This is a genomic window from Pseudomonas sp. 15C (assembly GCF_055484735.1).
On the sequence record NZ_JBUDGD010000006.1, the window covers coordinates 69225 to 88192 of the forward strand.

At 58.8% G+C, this 18968-nt stretch carries 16 protein-coding genes; 13 read left to right on the plus strand and 3 right to left on the minus strand.

Going from position 1 to position 18968, the window contains the following annotated elements; genetic code table 11:
- Positions 1–62: 62 nt before the first annotated feature.
- Positions 63–590, minus strand: coding sequence for an outer membrane protein assembly factor BamE (locus ACYYKW_RS05650; RefSeq protein WP_090281698.1), 528 nt, complete (start codon positions 588–590; stop codon positions 63–65).
- A gap of 97 nt (positions 591–687) precedes the next feature.
- Here ACYYKW_RS05650 and fur point away from each other — a divergent pair, with 97 nt between their 5' ends.
- Positions 688–1092, plus strand: coding sequence for a ferric iron uptake transcriptional regulator (gene fur, locus ACYYKW_RS05655; RefSeq protein ID WP_016771770.1), 405 nt, complete (start codon positions 688–690; stop codon positions 1090–1092).
- A gap of 76 nt (positions 1093–1168) precedes the next feature.
- Here the strand turns inward: fur and recN are convergent, their stop codons facing one another.
- A complete protein-coding gene (gene recN / locus ACYYKW_RS05660; protein WP_464989631.1) occupies positions 1169–2842 on the minus strand; it encodes a DNA repair protein RecN in 1674 nt (557 codons plus the stop codon).
- Positions 2843–3082: 240 nt separating this feature from the next.
- Between recN and grpE the strand changes: the two genes are divergently transcribed.
- The 8 genes from grpE (at position 3083) to ACYYKW_RS05700 (ending at position 13556) form a co-directional block, all read left to right on the plus strand.
- Positions 3083–3649: a nucleotide exchange factor GrpE gene (gene grpE / locus ACYYKW_RS05665; RefSeq protein WP_464989632.1), complete on the plus strand. Its 567-nt coding sequence runs from the start codon at positions 3083–3085 to the stop codon at positions 3647–3649.
- A 101-nt stretch (positions 3650–3750) separates the two neighbouring features.
- Positions 3751–5667 (plus strand): molecular chaperone DnaK, encoded by a 1917-nt coding sequence (gene dnaK / locus ACYYKW_RS05670; protein ID WP_039759567.1) that lies wholly within the window; start codon positions 3751–3753, stop codon positions 5665–5667.
- A 296-nt stretch (positions 5668–5963) separates the two neighbouring features.
- A complete protein-coding gene (dnaJ, locus tag ACYYKW_RS05675; RefSeq protein ID WP_464989633.1) occupies positions 5964–7088 on the plus strand; it encodes a molecular chaperone DnaJ in 1125 nt (374 codons plus the stop codon).
- Between the two features lie 9 nt (positions 7089–7097).
- Positions 7098–7904: a 4-hydroxy-tetrahydrodipicolinate reductase gene (gene dapB, locus ACYYKW_RS05680; RefSeq protein WP_090281703.1), complete on the plus strand. Its 807-nt coding sequence runs from the start codon at positions 7098–7100 to the stop codon at positions 7902–7904.
- Positions 7905–8161: 257 nt separating this feature from the next.
- Positions 8162–9298, plus strand: a complete 1137-nt coding sequence (carA, locus tag ACYYKW_RS05685; protein ID WP_464989634.1) for a glutamine-hydrolyzing carbamoyl-phosphate synthase small subunit — start codon at positions 8162–8164, stop codon at positions 9296–9298.
- Between the two features lie 124 nt (positions 9299–9422).
- Complete coding sequence (gene carB, locus ACYYKW_RS05690; RefSeq protein ID WP_039759558.1) at positions 9423–12644, plus strand: carbamoyl-phosphate synthase large subunit; 3222 nt, start codon at positions 9423–9425, stop codon at positions 12642–12644.
- 2 nt (positions 12645–12646) lie between these two features.
- Entirely contained in the window at positions 12647–13123 is a 477-nt protein-coding gene (gene greA, locus ACYYKW_RS05695; RefSeq protein ID WP_464989649.1) for a transcription elongation factor GreA, read from the plus strand.
- 28 nt (positions 13124–13151) lie between these two features.
- Positions 13152–13556 (plus strand): MFS transporter, encoded by a 405-nt coding sequence (locus tag ACYYKW_RS05700; protein ID WP_093104781.1) that lies wholly within the window; start codon positions 13152–13154, stop codon positions 13554–13556.
- A gap of 9 nt (positions 13557–13565) precedes the next feature.
- Here the strand turns inward: ACYYKW_RS05700 and ACYYKW_RS05705 are convergent, their stop codons facing one another.
- A complete protein-coding gene (locus tag ACYYKW_RS05705; protein WP_003221534.1) occupies positions 13566–13874 on the minus strand; it encodes a YhbY family RNA-binding protein in 309 nt (102 codons plus the stop codon).
- Positions 13875–13975: 101 nt separating this feature from the next.
- On the opposite strand from ACYYKW_RS05705, the gene rlmE reads away from it, so the two are divergent.
- The 4 genes from rlmE (at position 13976) to glmM (ending at position 18927) form a co-directional block, all read left to right on the plus strand.
- Positions 13976–14605, plus strand: a complete 630-nt coding sequence (gene rlmE, locus ACYYKW_RS05710; protein WP_090281706.1) for a 23S rRNA (uridine(2552)-2'-O)-methyltransferase RlmE — start codon at positions 13976–13978, stop codon at positions 14603–14605.
- A gap of 200 nt (positions 14606–14805) precedes the next feature.
- On the plus strand, positions 14806–16713 hold the full coding sequence (gene ftsH, locus ACYYKW_RS05715; RefSeq protein ID WP_090281707.1) for an ATP-dependent zinc metalloprotease FtsH: 1908 nt from the start codon (positions 14806–14808) through the stop codon (positions 16711–16713).
- Positions 16714–16721: 8 nt separating this feature from the next.
- On the plus strand, positions 16722–17573 hold the full coding sequence (folP, locus tag ACYYKW_RS05720; RefSeq protein ID WP_093104778.1) for a dihydropteroate synthase: 852 nt from the start codon (positions 16722–16724) through the stop codon (positions 17571–17573).
- A 16-nt stretch (positions 17574–17589) separates the two neighbouring features.
- The gene (gene glmM / locus ACYYKW_RS05725) at positions 17590–18927 is read left to right on the plus strand and encodes a phosphoglucosamine mutase (protein WP_464989635.1); all 1338 of its coding nucleotides are present in this window, start codon (positions 17590–17592) and stop codon (positions 18925–18927) included.
- Positions 18928–18968 lie beyond the last annotated feature (41 nt).

The window sequence follows — 18968 nt, forward strand, 5'->3', positions numbered from 1 at the left end:
GGCGAACAAAACGCAGGCAATAAAAAACCCGGAATGTCCGGGTTTTTTATTGCCTCGCAAAATTATTGCGGCGAGGTGTCCAGCGGTTCTGGCGTTGGCACCGGAACGGTTTCTACGCCATCGACATCTTTCTGGATCTGATCCAGCAAGGAGCCTGGCTTGGCTGGTTTTTCAGCTTCTGGCTTCTCGGCGTTTTCAGCAGGCGCGGTGACGGTGGTGCCACTGTCCTTGCCGAGAATGGCTTCGTCACGGCTCACACCCGGCATGAAGTCACCGGACAGGCTGACAAGCTGGTCGTTGGAATTGAAGATAACGCTGATTCGTTCCTGCTGGCGTTCACCGCCACCCGGTTGCAGGCTGTACAGATAATCCCAGCGATCGGCATGGAACGTGTCGGCAAGCAGAGGGTTGCCCATGATAAACCGTACTTGCGGCCGGGTCATTCCCGGGCGTAACTGGTCTATCATGTCCTGCGTGACGACATTGCCCTGCTGGATGTCGATTTTGTAAACCCCGGGGAATGAACAACCGGCGAGTGCGAGCAGTCCCACAAAGGTGAAACTGGTTAGCAAGAGCTTGGTGTTTTGCATCGGTGGGCGACTTCCACTATCTTGGCTGGGACAACGTAAACGCCGATCATACCCGCATTAAGAGAAGCTGCGAAGCAGCATCGCGAGAAAGCTGACCATGGTTGAAAATAGCGAACTACGCAAAGCCGGCCTCAAAGTGACCCTGCCACGGGTCAAGATCCTGCAAATGCTCGACTCCACCGAGCAGCGTCACATGAGTGCCGAGGACGTCTACAAGGCGTTGATGGAAGCTGGCGAGGACGTCGGTCTGGCCACGGTTTACCGTGTCCTGACCCAGTTCGAAGCGGCCGGCCTCGTGGTCCGCCACAACTTCGACGGCGGCCACGCGGTCTTCGAACTGGCTGATGGTGGTCACCACGACCATATGGTCAACGTGGAATCGGGTGAAGTGATCGAATTCTTCGACGAAGAAATCGAAAAACTTCAGAAGTCGATCGTCGAGAAGCATGGCTTCGAAATGGTTGATCACAACCTGGTGTTGTACGTACGCAAGAAAAAGTAAGCATGTCGCGCGAATTTTACGTTCGCGAAACGAACGAAGGCGACCCAAGGGTCGCCTTCGTGCTTTCTGCTGTCGGTCAGGCCTTGGCCGTCACTACCATTTTTTTCGCATGGGCCAAGGATTCCTTGGTCAGATCGATGCCGCCGAGCATGCGCGCGACTTCTTCGATACGTTCGTTCTTGCTCAGCTTCGCGACAGCGGTGTGAGTGGCTTTTTCATCGCGAACCTTGTGCGCAAAAAGATGCTGATGCCCCTGTGCGGCTACCTGCGGCAAGTGAGTCACGGTCAATACCTGACCGCGATCGCCGAGACGCCGCAACAATTGGCCAACAATTTCCGCCGTTGGCCCGCCAATACCGACGTCCACTTCGTCGAATACCAGCGTCGGCACGCGTGACGTCTGCGCTGTGATCACCTGAATCGCCAGACTGATTCGTGACAACTCGCCGCCAGAGGCGACTTTTGCCAAGGCTTTCAGCGGTTGGCCAGGGTTGGCGCTGACCAGCAATTCAACCTGCTCCAGCCCGTTGGGTTGCAGCTCGTCGCCACTGTTGGCTTTCAATTCGATAGTGAAGCGACCGCCGGGCATGCCCAGGCGCTGGATTTCCTGTTCCACCGCGCTGGCGAGACTGCCGGCGGCCTGATGGCGAAGGCCGCTCAGCTCGCGTGCTTTCTCCTGATAATGACGGGCATACGATGCCAGCTCCTCACCCAGGCGCTCGATGGATTCGTCATTGGCATTCAGTGTTTCGATTTCATCCAGCAGTTTCTGCTGCATTTCTCCGACTTCGGTGGGCTGGATGCGGTGCTTGCGCGCCAGCGTGTAGATGGCGTCGAGACGTTCTTCCAGATATTGCAGGCGCGCCGGGTCGGCATCGAAGTTATCGAGAAAGCGGTTGAGCTCGCCGACAGCTTCTTCGACCTGGATCTGTGCACTGGTCAGCAGGCTGCTGGCTTCGCCCAGCGCGCCGGCGGAATGGTTCACGCTCGACAGGCGGTTGAGGCTGGCGGTCAGCGCATTCAGCACATTCCCGGAATCGCTTTCGCTGCATTGTTCGACCACCTGGCGACAGATGCCCAGCAAGGTTTCGGCATTGGTCAGGTTCTTGTGTTCCTGCTCCAGTTGCTCCAGTTCGTTCTCGCCGAGGCCGAGGTTTTCCAGCTCTTCGAGTTGATAGCTGAGCAGCTGATGCCGGGCGCGTTGTTCGTCGCCGGAGTTGGACAGACGCTCCAGTTCCTGACGAGTCTGGCGCCAGCGCTGGGCGGCAAGCTGCACCTGACGGGCCAGATCGGTGGCGCCGGCGTACTCATCCAGCAAGCGACGGTGGGTATCGGTTTTCAGCAGCGACTGGTGTTCATGCTGGCTGTGGATATCGATCAGCAGTTCGCCAAGCGACTTGAGGTCGCCAAGCGGGCAGGGCGTGCCATTGATATAGCCGCGCGAGCGACCTTCGGAGGTGATGACCCGGCGCAGAATGCACGGGCCGTCGATGTCCAGATCGCGCTCGGCCAGCCAGGCGCTGGCTTCCGGGATGTCGGCCAGATCGAAGGTTGCCAGGATATCGGCCTTGTCGGCGCCCGGGCGTACTACGCCGCTGTCGGCGCGATCGCCGAGAGTCAGGCCCAGCGCGTCGAGCATGATCGACTTGCCGGCGCCTGTTTCCCCTGTGATCACGCTCATCCCGCGATCAAGTTCGAGATCGAGATGTTCAACGATGGCGTAGTTGTGTACGGACAGGTGCACCAGCATAGAGGCCGCTCCCAGGCTTGAGGTCTGGTTATTTATACAGTGTTTTGTCTGGACCTGACAATGCCCCTGCTTAGCTCGATTCGCTTGGTCGAATAACTTTATTAGCGCATTAGAGAATGACTAATCAGCACTTTTTTGTAGGGACAATCGAATCCAGCCCTTGAAGCCTGATTTTGCGGCCCCATATATCGGGACAGAAGCGCGAGTCAGGCTCGCGGACGTAATTGAAAGGAGAATTCTATGGCTGACGAACAGACAGTAGATACGCAAAACCCAGAAGCCAATCAGGCGCCCGAAGGTTCGGGTGACGACCTGGCGACCCGTGTACAAGTGCTCGAAGAGCAATTGGCCGCCGCGCAGGATCAGTCTCTGCGTGTAGCTGCCGATCTGCAGAACGTCCGTCGCCGTGCCGAACAGGACGTCGAGAAGGCGCACAAGTTTGCCCTGGAAAAATTCGCCGGCGACCTGCTGCCTATCGTTGACAGTCTGGAGCGCGGCCTTGAGCTGTCGAGCCCGGACGACGAAAGCATCCGCCCGATGCGCGAAGGTATTGAGCTGACGCTGAAAATGTTTCACGACACCCTCAAGCGTTATCAGCTGGAAGCGATCGACCCGCATGGCGAACCGTTCAACGCCGTTCAGCATCAGGCGATGGCCATGCAGGAAAGCGCTGACGTCGAACCGAACAGCGTGCTGAAAGTGTTCCAGAAAGGCTACCAGCTCAACGGTCGCCTGTTGCGCCCGGCCATGGTTGTGGTCAGCAAGGCGCCTGCGCCAGTTTCGCCTTCTATTGACGAGCAGGCTTGAAATTAGCCGCAAGGCCCCCATTTAGAAGTCAAGCGTTTAAGTATTACCGCAGTCAGCCACCACTGCTGCGGCAAAAAAATCAAAGTTTCGGGAGAGTGAACATGGGCAAAATTATCGGTATCGACCTGGGGACTACCAACTCCTGCGTCTCCGTGCTGGAAAACGGCAAGGCTAAAGTTATCGAAAACGCTGAAGGCGCGCGTACCACGCCGTCGATCATTGCGTACGCCAACGATGGCGAAATCCTGGTAGGTCAGTCGGCCAAGCGTCAGGCTGTGACCAACCCGCACAACACCCTGTACGCAGTCAAGCGTCTGATCGGTCGTCGTTTCGACGAAGAAGTTGTGCAGAAAGACATCCAGATGGTCCCTTACAAGATCGTCAAGGCTGACAACAATGACGCCTGGGTTGAAGTGAACGGCCAGAAAATGGCTCCGCCACAGATCTCGGCTGAAATCCTGAAAAAGATGAAGAAGACCGCCGAAGACTACCTCGGCGAAGCAGTGACCGAAGCGGTGATCACCGTTCCGGCCTACTTCAACGACAGTCAGCGTCAGGCGACCAAAGACGCCGGCCGCATCGCGGGTCTGGACGTAAAACGTATCATCAACGAACCAACCGCAGCTGCTCTGGCTTACGGTATGGACAAGGCCAAGGGCGATCACACCGTGATCGTTTATGACCTGGGTGGCGGTACTTTCGACGTTTCCGTGATCGAGATCGCTGAAGTTGATGGCGAGCATCAGTTCGAAGTGTTGGCCACCAACGGCGACACGTTCCTGGGCGGTGAAGACTTCGACATTCGTCTGATCGACTACCTCGTTGACGAGTTCAAGAAAGAAAGCGGCATGAACCTCAAGGGTGACCCGCTGGCCATGCAGCGCCTGAAAGAAGCCGCTGAGAAAGCCAAGATCGAGCTGTCGTCCGCTCAGTCGACCGATGTCAACCTGCCGTACATCACTGCAGACGCCACCGGTCCTAAGCACCTGAACGTGAAGATTTCGCGTGCCAAGCTCGAAGCACTGGTTGAAGACCTGGTTCAGCGCACCATCGAACCTTGCCGTATCGCCATGAAAGACGCCGGTATCGACGTTGGCGCGATCAACGACGTGATTCTGGTCGGTGGTCAGACCCGTATGCCGCTGGTGCAGAAGCTGGTAACCGATTTCTTCGGTAAAGAAGCTCGTAAAGACGTCAACCCGGACGAAGCTGTCGCAATGGGTGCCGCAATCCAGGGCGCGGTTCTGGCCGGTGATGTTAAAGACGTTCTGCTGCTCGACGTCAGCCCGCTGACCCTGGGTATCGAAACCATGGGTGGCGTGATGACCGCGCTGATCGAGAAAAACACCACGATTCCTACCAAGAAATCGCAAGTGTTCTCGACTGCCGACGACAACCAGGGCGCTGTGACCATTCACGTTCTGCAGGGTGAGCGTAAACAAGCCGCACAGAACAAGTCGCTGGGCAAGTTCGACCTGGCCGACATTCCACCTGCTCCACGTGGCGTGCCGCAGATCGAAGTGACCTTCGACATCGATGCCAACGGCATCCTGCACGTAGGTGCGAAAGACAAGGCCACCGGCAAGACTCAGTCGATCGTGATCAAGGCCAACTCCGGTCTGTCCGACGAAGAAATCGAGCGCATGGTGCGTGACGCCGAGGCGAATGCCGAGGAAGACCGCAAGTTCGAAGAGCTGGCCGCTGCCCGTAACCAGGGCGACGCACTGGTTCACTCGACTCGCAAGATGGTCGCTGACGCCGGTGACAAAGTGACTGCCGAAGAGAAGACTGCCATCGAAGCTGCCGTGGTTGCCCTCGAAGCCGCTGTTAAAGGCGACGACAAGGCTGCCATCGAAGCCAAGGTTGAAGAACTGTCGAAAGTCTCCGCTCCGGTTGCGCAGAAGATGTACGCCGAACAGGCTCAGCCAGCTGATGGCGCAGCCCCGCAAGGCGAGTCGGCCGAGAAGGCTGATGATGTTGTCGATGCAGAGTTCGAAGAAGTAAAAGACCACAAGTAAGTTGTTGGTCGTCCGGTTGACTGCCTTGCGGCGGTGACTGGTAGGATGTCGCCGCGCGGGAGCTTGCTCCCGCGTTGGCGTATCTGGAATACGCGAATTTTTACAGCATGCGACAACGCTCGGATGTTGGCGGTATGGACGAAAATGCTCCTGCTTTTCGCGCCGCAGATACCGCACCAATCAAGACCAGGATCGTTGAATTGACGTGAGTTGGGTCCGGGCCTTCATGGGGGCTCAACGAGTTTGGCGAGGCTCAGGAGGGGTTTGCCGAACGTCCTTAAGAGTGCAAAGAACTTATGGCAAAGCGTGACTATTACGAAGTATTGGGTGTCGAGCGAGGCACGAGCGAAGCGGACCTGAAGAAGGCCTACCGCCGCCTGGCAATGAAGCACCACCCTGACCGTAATCCGGGCGACAAGGCTTCGGAAGAGGCGTTCAAGGAAGCCAACGAGGCTTATGAAGTGTTGTCCGACGCCAGCAAGCGCGCGGCGTACGACCAGTACGGTCATGCCGGCGTGGACCCAGGCATGGGTGGCGGCGGTGCCGGTTTCGGCGGGCAGAACTTCTCCGATATTTTCGGCGACGTCTTCAGCGACTTTTTCGGTGGCGGTCGCGGCGGTTCCCGTGGCGGCGCTCAGCGTGGCAGCGACTTGCGCTACACCCTGGAGCTGAATCTGGAAGAGGCGGTGCGCGGTACCTCGGTGAATATCCGTGTGCCGACGCTGGTCAACTGCAAGCCGTGCGATGGCTCGGGGGCGAAGAAAGGCTCGTCGCCGTCGACCTGCCCGACCTGTGGCGGTATCGGTCAGGTGCGCATGCAGCAAGGCTTCTTCTCGGTGCAGCAAACCTGTCCGCGCTGCCATGGCCAGGGCAAGATCATTTCCGACCCGTGTGATTCGTGCCACGGTGACGGTCGCGTTGAAGAGTACAAAACCCTGTCGGTCAAAGTGCCGGCCGGCGTCGACACCGGCGATCGCATTCGTCTGTCCGGCGAAGGCGAGGCGGGGACGCAGGGTGGCCCGACGGGCGATCTGTACGTGGTCATCAATGTCCGCGAACACGACATCTTCCAGCGCGACGGCAAGCATCTGTTTTGCGAAGTGCCGATCAGCTTCGTCGATGCAGCGCTGGGCGGCGAGCTGGAGATTCCGACCCTCGACGGTCGGGTCAAACTGAAAATCCCTGAAGGCACCCAGACCGGCAAGCAGTTCCGTGTGCGTGGCAAAGGTGTGGCGCCGGTCCGTGGCGGTGGTGCAGGCGACTTGATGTGCCGCGTAGCGGTCGAGACGCCAGTCAACCTCAATCGTCGTCAGCGTGAACTGCTGGAAGAGTTCCGCAGCTCGCTGGCCGACGACAACAGCCACTCGCCGAAAACCACCGGTTGGTTCGACGGTGTGAAGCGTTTCTTCGGCGATCTGTAAGGAGTCGGCATGCGACGTATAGCTGTGATGGGCGCTGCTGGGCGCATGGGCAAGATTCTGGTCGAAGCCGTGCAGCAGCGCGCGCCGCTGACCGGTCTGACGGCCGCGGTGGTGCGTCCCGGCAGTACGCTGATCGGTGTCGACGCCGGTGAGCTGGCTTCGCTGGGGCGCATCGGTGTGCCGCTGTCCGGGCATATTGAGGCCGTTGCGGAAGAGTTCGACGTGCTGATCGACTTCACGCTGCCGGAAGTGATGCTGAAAAATCTGGCATTCTGCCGCAAGGCCGGCAAAGCCATGGTCATCGGCACCACCGGGCTGGATGCAGCGCAGAAGCAGTTGCTGGTCGAGGCGGGCAAGGACATTCCGATCGTCTTCGCGGCCAACTTCAGTGTCGGCGTCAATCTGTCGTTGAAGCTGCTCGACATGGCAGCACGTGTCCTGGGCGATGAAGCGGACATCGAAATCATCGAAGCGCATCACCGGCACAAGATCGACGCGCCGTCGGGCACCGCGCTGCGCATGGGTGAAGTGATCGCCAGCGCGCTGGATCGTGATCTGCAGAAAGTTGCGGTCTACGGTCGCGAAGGTCACACCGGCGCCCGTGAGCGTGAAACCATCGGTTTCGCCACTGTGCGCGGTGGTGATGTGGTGGGGGATCACACCGTGCTGTTCGCCTGCGAGGGCGAGCGTCTGGAGATCACGCACAAGGCCTCGAGCCGCATGACTTTCGCCAAGGGTGCGGTGCGTGCTGCGCTGTGGCTGGATGGTCGTGAGCCGGGCCTTTACGACATGCAGGACGTGCTCGAGCTGCGTTGATGCAGTGCTGAACCCGGTGCAAACGCCCTGTTTGCACCGGTTTTTCTCCGCTTGGCGACGACCTGTCGCATTCTCCGGCCTTTAGGGCTCTTTAGCGGTGGACCAAAAAAGCCTTTTTCTGTAAGCTACAGCTTTAGTGTGTCCACTAAAAGCGCGCAGAATAATTCAGTGAAGAAGCGGGGTGACGTGTCCATACGTCACTCCGCTTTTTTACAACCTGCGATCGCCCTTTCATGCGTTATTTACGGGAGGTCTTCTTGACTAAGCCAGCCATACTTGCCCTTGCTGATGGCAGCATTTTTCGCGGCGAAGCCATTGGAACCGACGGTCAGACCGTTGGTGAGGTGGTGTTCAACACCGCAATGACCGGCTATCAGGAAATCCTTACCGATCCTTCCTACGCCCAACAGATCGTTACCCTGACTTACCCGCACATCGGCAACACCGGCACCACGCCGGAAGACGCCGAGTCCGACCGCGTATGGTCCGCTGGCCTGGTCATCCGTGACCTGCCGTTGGTAGCGAGCAACTGGCGTAACACGATGTCGCTGTCCGATTACCTGAAAGCCAACAATGTCGTGGCGATCGCCGGTATCGACACCCGTCGTCTGACCCGCATCCTGCGTGAAAAGGGCGCGCAGAACGGCTGCATCATGGCCGGTGACAACATCTCCGAAGAAGCCGCCATCGCCGCTGCGCAAGGCTTCCCGGGCCTGAAGGGCATGGACCTGGCAAAGGTCGTCAGCACCAAGACCCAATACGAATGGCGCTCGACGGTCTGGGATCTGAAGACCGACAGCCACGCGACCATCGACGCTTCCGAGCTGCCGTATCACGTGGTGGCCTTTGACTACGGCGTCAAGGTCAACATCCTGCGCATGCTGGTCGAGCGTGGCTGCCGCGTCACCGTGGTGCCTGCCCAGACCCCGGCTGCCGATGTCCTGGCGCTGAAGCCGGACGGCGTGTTCCTGTCCAACGGCCCGGGTGATCCGGAGCCATGCGACTACGCGATCCAGGCGATCAAGGACGTGCTGGAAACCGAAATTCCGGTCTTCGGTATCTGCCTCGGTCACCAGCTGCTGGCTCTGGCCTCCGGCGCCAAGACCGTGAAGATGGGCCACGGCCACCACGGTGCCAACCACCCGGTGCAGGATCTGGACACCGGCGTTGTGATGATCACCAGCCAGAACCACGGTTTTGCGGTCGACGAAGCCACCCTGCCGGGCAACGTTCGCGCGATCCACAAATCGCTGTTCGACGGCACCCTGCAAGGCATCGAGCGCACCGACAAGAGCGCGTTCAGCTTCCAGGGCCACCCTGAAGCGAGCCCGGGCCCGAACGACGTCGCGCCACTGTTCGACCGCTTCATCAACGAGATGGCCAAGCGACGCTAAGCGTTCGCCTTGAGACTGTAGAGAGAAGTCTTCGAGGGCGGCCCCGGCACCGGTGGCCCCTTCGGGACTTCAGAAATCGATCAAGACGGCTTGCCGACTGACCTGCGGATTTGAGTGACAACCCATGCCAAAACGTACAGACATTAAAAGCATCCTGATTCTCGGCGCTGGCCCGATCGTTATCGGCCAGGCCTGCGAATTCGACTACTCCGGCGCCCAGGCCTGCAAAGCCCTGCGCGAAGAGGGTTACCGCGTCATCCTGGTGAACTCCAACCCGGCGACCATCATGACCGACCCGGACATGGCCGACGCCACCTATATCGAGCCGATCAAGTGGCAGACCGTTGCCAAGATCATCGAGAAAGAACGTCCGGACGCCGTCCTGCCAACCATGGGCGGCCAGACCGCTCTGAACTGCGCACTGGACCTGGAACGCGAAGGCGTTCTGGAGAAGTTCGGCGTTGAAATGATCGGCGCCAACGCCGACACCATCGACAAGGCTGAAGACCGTTCGCGTTTCGACAAGGCGATGAAATCCATCGGCCTGGCGTGCCCGCGCTCCGGCATCGCGCACAGTATGGAAGAAGCCAACGCCGTCCTCGAGACGCTGGGCTTCCCGTGCATCATCCGTCCGTCGTTCACCATGGGCGGCACCGGTGGCGGTATCGCTTACAACCGTGAAGAGTTCGAAGAAATCTGCGCCCGTGGTCTGGACCTGTCGCCGACCAAAGAGCTGCTGATCGACGAATCGCTGATCGGCTGGAAAGAATATGAAATGGAAGTTGTCCGCGATAAAAAGGACAACTGCATCATCGTCTGCTCGATCGAAAACTTCGACCCGATGGGCGTGCACACCGGTGACTCGATCACCGTGGCGCCTGCACAGACCCTGACCGACAAGGAATACCAGATCCTGCGTAACGCCTCGCTGGCGGTACTGCGCGAGATCGGCGTCGAGACTGGCGGTTCCAACGTGCAGTTCGGTATCTGCCCGAACACTGGCCGTATGGTCGTGATCGAAATGAACCCGCGGGTATCGCGTTCCTCGGCGCTGGCTTCGAAAGCCACCGGTTTCCCGATCGCCAAAGTCGCGGCCAAACTGGCCGTGGGTTACACCCTCGACGAACTGTCGAACGACATCACCGGCGGCAAGACCCCAGCGTCCTTCGAGCCGTCGATCGACTACGTCGTGACCAAGCTGCCACGCTTCGCCTTTGAGAAATTCGCCAAGGCTGACGCACGCCTGACCACTCAGATGAAGTCGGTGGGTGAAGTCATGGCCATCGGCCGGACTTTCCAGGAATCCCTGCAGAAAGCCCTGCGCGGTCTGGAAGTCGGCGTTTGCGGTCTGGACGAGAAGCTCGACCTGAGCAACCCGGAAAGCATGAGCGTGCTCAAGCGCGAGCTGACCGTGCCGGGCGCCGAGCGTATCTGGTACGTAGCTGACGCGTTCCGCGCCGGTCTGTCGGTCGAAGATATCTTCGGCATGAACATGATCGACCCATGGTTCCTGGTGCAGATCGAAGACCTGATCAAGGACGAAGAGAAGGTCAAGACCCTCGGTCTGTCTTCGATCGACCGCGACCTGATGTTCAAGCTCAAGCGCAAGGGCTTTTCCGATCAGCGTCTGGCCAAACTGCTGGGTGTGACCGAGAAAAACCTGCGCACGCACCGTCAGAAGCTCGAAGTGTTCCCGGTCTACAAGCGCGTTGATACCTGCGCCGCCGAGTTCGCCACTGACACTGCTTACCTGTACTCGACGTACGAGGAAGAGTGCGAAGCCGCGCCGTCGGGCCGCGACAAGATCATGATCCTGGGTGGCGGTCCGAACCGTATCGGCCAGGGCATCGAGTTCGACTATTGCTGCGTTCACGCCGCTCTCGCCCTGCGTGAAGACGGCTACGAAACCATCATGGTCAACTGCAACCCGGAAACCGTTTCCACCGACTACGACACCTCCGACCGTCTGTACTTCGAACCAGTGACCCTGGAAGACGTGCTGGAAATCTGCCGCGTCGAGAAGCCGAAAGGCGTGATCGTCCAGTACGGCGGCCAGACCCCGTTGAAACTGGCTCGCGCGCTGGAAGCCGCTGGCGTGCCGATCATCGGCACCAGCCCTGACGCCATTGACCGTGCCGAAGACCGCGAGCGCTTCCAGCAAATGGTTGAGCGTCTGAACCTGCGTCAGCCGCCGAACGCCACCGTGCGCAGCGAAGACGAAGCTGTCCGTGCTGCCGCGAAAATCGGTTATCCGCTGGTCGTGCGTCCGTCCTACGTACTGGGCGGCCGTGCGATGGAGATCGTCTACAAGGAAGACGAACTCAAGCGTTATCTGCGTGACGCGGTGCAAGTGTCCAACGACAGCCCGGTGCTGCTCGACCACTTCCTCAACTGCGCCATCGAAATGGATGTGGATGCGGTCTGCGACGGCAAAGACGTGGTGATCGGCGCGATCATGCAGCACATCGAACAGGCGGGCGTTCACTCCGGTGACTCCGCGTGCTCGCTGCCGCCGTACTCGCTGCCGGCGCACATCCAGGACGAAATGCGCGAACAGGTCAAGAAAATGGCCTTGGAACTGGGCGTTGTCGGCCTGATGAACGTGCAGCTGGCCTTGCAGGGCGAAGATATCTACGTCATCGAAGTCAACCCGCGCGCTTCGCGTACCGTGCCGTTCGTGTCCAAGTGCATCGGTGTTTCCCTGGCGATGATCGCTGCGCGCGTGATGGCCGGTAAGACTCTGAAAGAGATCGGCTTCACCAAGGAAATCATTCCAAACTTCTACAGCGTGAAAGAGGCGGTATTCCCGTTCGCCAAATTCCCTGGCGTTGACCCGATCCTCGGCCCAGAGATGAAGTCGACCGGTGAAGTGATGGGCGTCGGCGACACCTTCGGTGAAGCGTTCGCCAAGGCTCAGATGGGCGCCAGCGAAGTGCTGCCCACCGGCGGTACTGCGTTCATCAGCGTACGTGACGACGACAAGCCACTGGTTGCAGGCGTGGCCCGTGATCTGATCAACTTGGGTTTCGAAGTGGTTGCCACTGCCGGCACTGCCAAGCTGATCGAAGCCGCAGGCCTGAAAGTGCGCCGCGTAAACAAGGTGACCGAGGGTCGTCCGCACGTGGTCGACATGATCAAGAATGACGAAGTCACGCTGATCATCAACACCACCGAGGGTCGTCAGTCGATCGCCGATTCGTACTCCATTCGTCGCAATGCCCTGCAGCACAAGATCTACTGCACCACCACCATTGCTGCGGGCGAAGCGATCTGCGAAGCGCTGAAATTCGGTCCGGAAAAGACCGTGCGTCGCTTGCAGGATCTACACGCAGGATTGAAGGCATGAGCATAACCAAGTACCCAATGACTGTTCAGGGCGCTCGCGCCCTGGAAGAAGAACACGCTCACCTGACCAAGGTCGTCCGTCCGAAGCTCAGCCAGGACATCGGTACGGCCCGCGAGTTGGGTGACTTGAAGGAAAACGCTGAATACCATGCCGCGCGCGAACAGCAGGGCATGGTCGAGGCGCGGATCCGTGACATCGAAGGCCGGATTCAGAATCAGGTCGTCATCGATGTCACGACCATCCCGCACACGGGCAAGGTGATTTTCGGCACGACCGTTGAAATCGCCAATGTCGAGACGGATGAAAGCGTCACTTACCAGATCGTGGGTGAGGATGAAGCTGACTTCAAACTCGGCAAGATTTCGGTCGGCTCGCCGTTGGCCCGTGCCTTGATTGGCAAGGGAGAGGGTGACGTAGTCGCCGTCAAAACGCCAAGCGGCGTGATCGAGTACGAGATTGTCGAAGTTCGTCACATCTGAAAGAAGGCGTCCGCTGCATGCGGGCGCCATGCTTTGGCAGCTGGCCCAGATGCTTTGGGTTGGCGGGCTATGGCTGATCCATCTCGGTTTGCAGCCGGCCTTGGGCCAGATTGGCCTGGCGCCGCTGCTGATCGACGAAGTCGCCAGTGCGTTTGAAGTCCTGGTCGTGGGTTTCGCTGCAGTCTGCGTGATTTTTCAGGCTTTGGTGCTGGTACAGGCCGAGGGCCATGGCAGTCTATGGCGGGATTTTCGCGGGCAGGTGCTGATGATGGCGTTGTACGCGTGTGCGATGTATGTCGCCGTGCGTGTCGGCTGGCCGGATGCGCAGCGCTGGCAGGTGTTCAGTTATCTGGTGCTGGGGTTTTCCGGGCTGGTGCTGGTCATGCAGCCGGTGCCGGGCTGGAGTGGCAGGGTGCGCGAAGCACACCCTTGACCCTTGTCATCACTTGAAGCGATGAACGTTCGACAGCTGCTTGTTGACGCTGAAGTTCTTGCGATACACCAGTGCCATCTTGCCGATGACCTGTACCAGGTCCGCTTTGCCGACCTTGCACAGTTCTGCAATGTGCGCCAGGCGCGACTCGCGATCGAGGATGTTGAGCTTGATCTTGATCAGCTCGTGATCCGCCAGGGCGCGTTCGAGTTCGGCTAGCACACCTTCAGTCAGACCGTTGTCAGCCACAGTCAGAACTGGTTTCAGATGGTGGCCAATGGATTTGTACTGTTTCTTCTGCTCTGGAGTGAGCGGCATAATCTGACCCTTTCGTCTGGATTCTGTAAAATGGCGGCCATTTTACCCGAGGGTTCGTGGATCCGCCCAACTAATCACGACCCTTATCATCGAGGTGCCCAATGGCGCGTTCCAAGACAAGCCTTGGTTGGCTGAAAAGACATGTCAACGATCCCTATGTGAAGCAGGCGCAGAAGGATGGCTACCGCTCGCGTGCAAGTTACAAGCTTCTGGAAATCCAGGAAAAATACAAACTGATCCGTCCGGGCATGAGCGTTGTCGATCTGGGCGCGGCGCCCGGTGGCTGGTCGCAGGTCACCAGTCGACTGATCGGTGGTCAGGGACGTTTGATCGCCTCGGACATCCTGGAAATGGACAGCATTCCAGACGTCACCTTCATTCATGGGGACTTCACCGAGGACTCAGTACTTGGTCGAATCCTTGAGGCTGTCGGTAATTCGCAAGTGGACCTTGTGATTTCCGATATGGCCCCCAATATGAGTGGTACGCCTGAAGTGGATATGCCCAAGGCCATGTTCCTGTGCGAACTGGCACTGGACCTGGCGGAACGGATACTCAAGCCGGGTGGCAATTTCGTCATCAAGATTTTTCAGGGCGAAGGGTTTGATGTTTATTTGAAGGATGCCCGTCGCAAATTCGACAAGATCCAGATGATCAAGCCGGATTCTTCGCGTGGCAGCTCCCGCGAGCAATATATGCTGGCCTGGGGCTACCGTGGCAACGGCGAATAATGTGGTTTTTCAGCGGGGCGATAGCTTTTTCATATTTTGCCCCGCGTGCATAAACGAATATTGTGTAGAAAGTGTTTCACAAAGGGTTACAGACGGCGCCTGCCAGAGTTGTAGGTAATGTAGTAAGTTAAGCCGGTGAATATCATGCGAAGCGCGCGCCAGTAGCGGAGCTTGCTTCAGAGGGTAGTTAATTGAACGATATGGCAAAGAATCTGATCCTGTGGTTGATCATCGCGGCTGTCCTGGTGACGGTGATGAACAACTTCTCCAGCCCTAACGAGCCGCAGACCCTCAACTATTCCGACTTCATCCAGCAGGTCAAGGATGGCAAGGTCGAGCGCGTCGCCGTTGATGGTTATGTGATTACCGGCAAGCGCACCGATGGCGACAGCTTCAAGACCATTCGTCCGGCAATCCAGGACAATGGCCTGATCGGCGATCTGGTCGACAACCATGTCGTGGTTGAAGGCAAGCAGCCCGAGCAGCAAAGCATCTGGACGCAACTGCTGGTGGCCAGCTTCCCGATCCTGGTGATCATCGCGGTGTTCATGTTCTTCATGCGCCAGATGCAGGGCGGCGCCGGTGGCAAGGGCGGGCCGATGAGCTTCGGCAAGAGCAAGGCGCGCCTGCTCTCCGAAGATCAGGTGAAAACCACACTGGCTGACGTCGCCGGTTGCGACGAAGCCAAGGAAGAAGTCGGTGAACTGGTCGAGTTCCTGCGTGATCCGGGCAAATTCCAGCGTCTGGGCGGTCGCATTCCTCGCGGTGTGCTGATGGTCGGTCCTCCGGGTACCGGTAAAACCTTGCTGGCCAAGGCGATTGCCGGTGAAGCCAAGGTGCCGTTCTTCACCATTTCCGGTTCTGACTTCGTAGAAATGTTTGTCGGTGTCGGTGCCAGTCGTGTTCGTGACATGTTCGAGCAGGCGAAGAAGCACGCGCCGTGCATCATCTTCATCGACGAAATCGACGCCGTCGGTCGTCACCGTGGCGCCGGCATGGGCGGCGGTCACGACGAGCGTGAGCAGACTCTCAACCAGTTGCTGGTGGAGATGGATGGCTTCGAAATGAACGATGGCATCATTGTCATCGCTGCAACCAACCGTCCAGACGTACTCGATCCGGCACTGCTGCGTCCGGGCCGTTTCGACCGTCAGGTGGTGGTTGGCTTGCCAGACATCCGTGGTCGCGAGCAGATTCTCAAGGTCCACATGCGCAAGGTGCCAATGGGCGACGACGTTGCGCCGGCGGTGATCGCGCGTGGTACCCCGGGCTTCTCCGGTGCCGACCTGGCCAACCTGGTCAACGAAGCCTCGCTTTTTGCTGCACGCAGCGGCAAGCGCATCGTCGAGATGAAAGAGTTCGAACTGGCCAAAGACAAGATCATGATGGGCGCCGAGCGCAAATCGATGGTCATGTCCGAGAAAGAAAAACAGAACACCGCTTATCACGAAGCCGGCCATGCCATTGTGGGTCGAGTAGTGCCTGAGCATGATCCGGTTTACAAGGTCTCGATCATTCCGCGCGGTCGCGCGCTGGGTGTGACCATGTTCCTTCCGGAAGAAGATCGCTACAGCCTGTCCAAGCGTGCGCTGATCAGTCAGATCTGCTCACTGTATGGTGGTCGTATCGCTGAAGAAATGACCCTTGGCTTCGACGGCGTCACCACAGGTGCCTCCAACGACATCATGCGTGCCAGCCAGATCGCACGGAACATGGTGACCAAGTGGGGGCTGTCGGAAAAACTCGGTCCGTTGATGTATGCAGAAGAGGAAGGTGAAGTGTTCCTCGGTCGCGGCGGCGGTGGTCAGGCAGCGAGCTTCTCGGGTGAGACTGCCAAGTTGATCGACTCCGAAGTGCGCAGCATCATCGATCACTGCTACGGCACCGCCAAGCAGATCCTGACCGACAATCGCGACAAGCTCGATGCGATGGCCGATGCGCTGATGAAGTACGAAACGATCGACGCTGAGCAGATCGATGACATCATGGCGGGGCGTACACCTCGCGAGCCGCGCGACTGGACAGGTGGCACGGGTACTCCGCCACCACCAGTAGTCCGTGACGAGCGTCCGGAAACACCGATTGGCGGTCCGGCTGCTGACGTTTAAGGCTTGAAATGACTTCTGTACAGTCCCTGACCCGGTTGCCTTGCGGCAACCGGGTTCTTGATTTGGCCCGGACACATGTCATGGGCATTCTCAATGTCACCCCCGATTCCTTTTCCGATGGCGGCCAATACAGCCAGCTGGACGCTGCATTGCGTCACGCTGAAGCCATGGTGGCTGCCGGCGCGACGCTGATCGATGTCGGTGGCGAATCCACGCGCCCAGGTGCAAGAGCGGTGTCACCGCTGGAAGAGCTTGAGCGCGTGGCGCCGATCGTCGAGCTGATCAATCGCGAGCTCGACGTGATCATTTCGGTCGATACCTCGACGCCAGCGGTCATGCGCGAAACTGCGCGACTCGGCGCTGGCCTGATCAATGATGTCCGTTCGCTGCAGCGCGATGGTGCCCTGGACGCAGCGGCGGCGACCGGTTTGCCGGTGTGTCTGATGCACATGCTCGGCGAGCCTGGAAACATGCAGGACAACCCGCAGTATCAGGATGTGACTCGCGAAGTGGGTGAGTTTCTCGCCGAGCGCATGGCGCAGTGTGCGGCGGCCGGCATCCCTGCCGAGCGCATCATTCTCGATCCCGGTTTCGGTTTCGCCAAAACCCTGCAGCACAATCTAAGCTTGTTCAAACACATGGAAGCCCTGCATGCGTTGGGCAGGCCGTTGCTTGTGGGTGTTTCGCGAAAGAGCATGATCGGGCAGGCCTTGAATCGTCCCGTGGGCGAGCGTCTTCATGGCGGTCTGGCCCTTGCTGCGCTGGCATCGGTAAAAGGTGCGTGTATATTGCGCGTCCATGATGTGGCGGAAACGGTAGATGTGGTGCGGATGATCACGGCCGTAGAATCAGCCGAATAAGAATGATGGAGCGTTTATGAGCAAAAAATACTTTGGTACCGACGGCATTCGTGGCCGGGTCGGTGTGTACCCGATCACTCCTGACTTCATGCTCAAGCTCGGCTGGGCCGCCGGCATGGCGTTCCGCAAGATGGGCGCCTGCAAGGTGCTGGTCGGCAAGGACACGCGTATTTCCGGATACATGTTCGAATCGGCTCTCGAGGCCGGCCTGACATCGGCAGGCGCCGATGTGATGTTGCTCGGTCCGATGCCGACCCCGGCGATTGCCTATCTGTCGCGCACATTCCAGGCTGAGGCCGGGATCGTGATCAGTGCATCGCACAATCCGCACGACGACAACGGCATCAAGTTCTTCTCCGGCAAAGGCACCAAGCTGCCGGATGAGTTGGAGTTGATGATCGAAGAGTTGCTCGACGCGCCGATGACAGTGGTTGAGTCGAGCAAGATCGGTAAAGTGTCGCGAATCAACGATGCGTCCGGTCGTTACATCGAATTCTGCAAAAGCAGTGTGCCAACCGGCACCAGTTTTTCCGGTCTGAAGATTGTCATCGATTGCGCACACGGCGCGACCTATAAGGTTGCGCCAAGCGTGTTCCGCGAGTTGGGCGCAGAAGTGACCGTGCTGTCGGCGCAGCCTAACGGTCTGAACATCAACGATAACTGCGGCTCGACCCACATGGGGCCGTTGCAGGCTGCGGTGCTGGCTGAGCACGCGGATCTGGGCATCGCATTCGATGGTGATGGTGATCGCGTTCTGATGGTCGATCACACCGGCGCCATTGTCGATGGCGACGATTTGCTGTTCATCATCGCACGTGACCTGCATGAGCGCGGCAAGTTGCAGGGCGGCGTGGTTGGTACCTTGATGAGTAATCTGGGTCTTGAGCTGGCGCTTGCCGATCTGTCCATCCCGTTTATCCGGGCCAATGTCGGTGACCGCTATGTAATCGCCGAGCTGCTGGAGCGCAACTGGCTGGTGGGTGGCGAGAATTCGGGGCATGTTGTCTGCTTCAATCACACCACGACCGGTGATGCGATCATTGCCGCCTTGCAGGTACTGATGGCGTTGAAGAGCCGTAATGAAGGTCTGGCGCAAACCCGTCAGGCGCTGCGCAAGTGTCCTCAGGTGCTGATCAACGTGCGTTTCGGTGGTGGCGAAAGCCCGCTGGAGCACCCTGCTGTCAAAGAAGCGAGTGCGCGTGTAACCCAGGCAATGGCCGGTCGTGGTCGAGTGCTTTTGCGCAAGTCGGGAACAGAGCCTTTGGTGCGCGTAATGGTCGAAGGCGAGGACGAAACTCAGGTTCGCGGCTATGCCGAAGAACTGGCAAAACTGGTAACTGAAGTTTCTGCCTGATTCGGCTTGCCAGCCTTCATTCTCTTGGGTAACATCTGCGC

Excerpts from the sequence above, each read along its gene's own strand:
- ACYYKW_RS05650 (WP_090281698.1), bottom strand. The coding sequence starts at position 590 with ATGCAAAACACCAAGCTCTTGCTAACCAGTTTCACCTTTGTGGGACTG.
- fur (WP_016771770.1), top strand. The coding sequence starts at position 688 with ATGGTTGAAAATAGCGAACTACGCAAAGCCGGCCTCAAAGTGACCCTG.
- recN (WP_464989631.1), bottom strand. The coding sequence starts at position 2,842 with ATGCTGGTGCACCTGTCCGTACACAACTACGCCATCGTTGAACATCTC.
- grpE (WP_464989632.1), top strand. The coding sequence starts at position 3,083 with ATGGCTGACGAACAGACAGTAGATACGCAAAACCCAGAAGCCAATCAG.
- dnaK (WP_039759567.1), top strand. The coding sequence starts at position 3,751 with ATGGGCAAAATTATCGGTATCGACCTGGGGACTACCAACTCCTGCGTC.
- dnaJ (WP_464989633.1), top strand. The coding sequence starts at position 5,964 with ATGGCAAAGCGTGACTATTACGAAGTATTGGGTGTCGAGCGAGGCACG.
- dapB (WP_090281703.1), top strand. The coding sequence starts at position 7,098 with ATGCGACGTATAGCTGTGATGGGCGCTGCTGGGCGCATGGGCAAGATT.
- carB (WP_039759558.1), top strand. The coding sequence starts at position 9,423 with ATGCCAAAACGTACAGACATTAAAAGCATCCTGATTCTCGGCGCTGGC.
- ACYYKW_RS05700 (WP_093104781.1), top strand. The coding sequence starts at position 13,152 with ATGCTTTGGCAGCTGGCCCAGATGCTTTGGGTTGGCGGGCTATGGCTG.
- ACYYKW_RS05705 (WP_003221534.1), bottom strand. The coding sequence starts at position 13,874 with ATGCCGCTCACTCCAGAGCAGAAGAAACAGTACAAATCCATTGGCCAC.
- rlmE (WP_090281706.1), top strand. The coding sequence starts at position 13,976 with ATGGCGCGTTCCAAGACAAGCCTTGGTTGGCTGAAAAGACATGTCAAC.
- ftsH (WP_090281707.1), top strand. The coding sequence starts at position 14,806 with ATGGCAAAGAATCTGATCCTGTGGTTGATCATCGCGGCTGTCCTGGTG.
- folP (WP_093104778.1), top strand. The coding sequence starts at position 16,722 with ATGACTTCTGTACAGTCCCTGACCCGGTTGCCTTGCGGCAACCGGGTT.
- glmM (WP_464989635.1), top strand. The coding sequence starts at position 17,590 with ATGAGCAAAAAATACTTTGGTACCGACGGCATTCGTGGCCGGGTCGGT.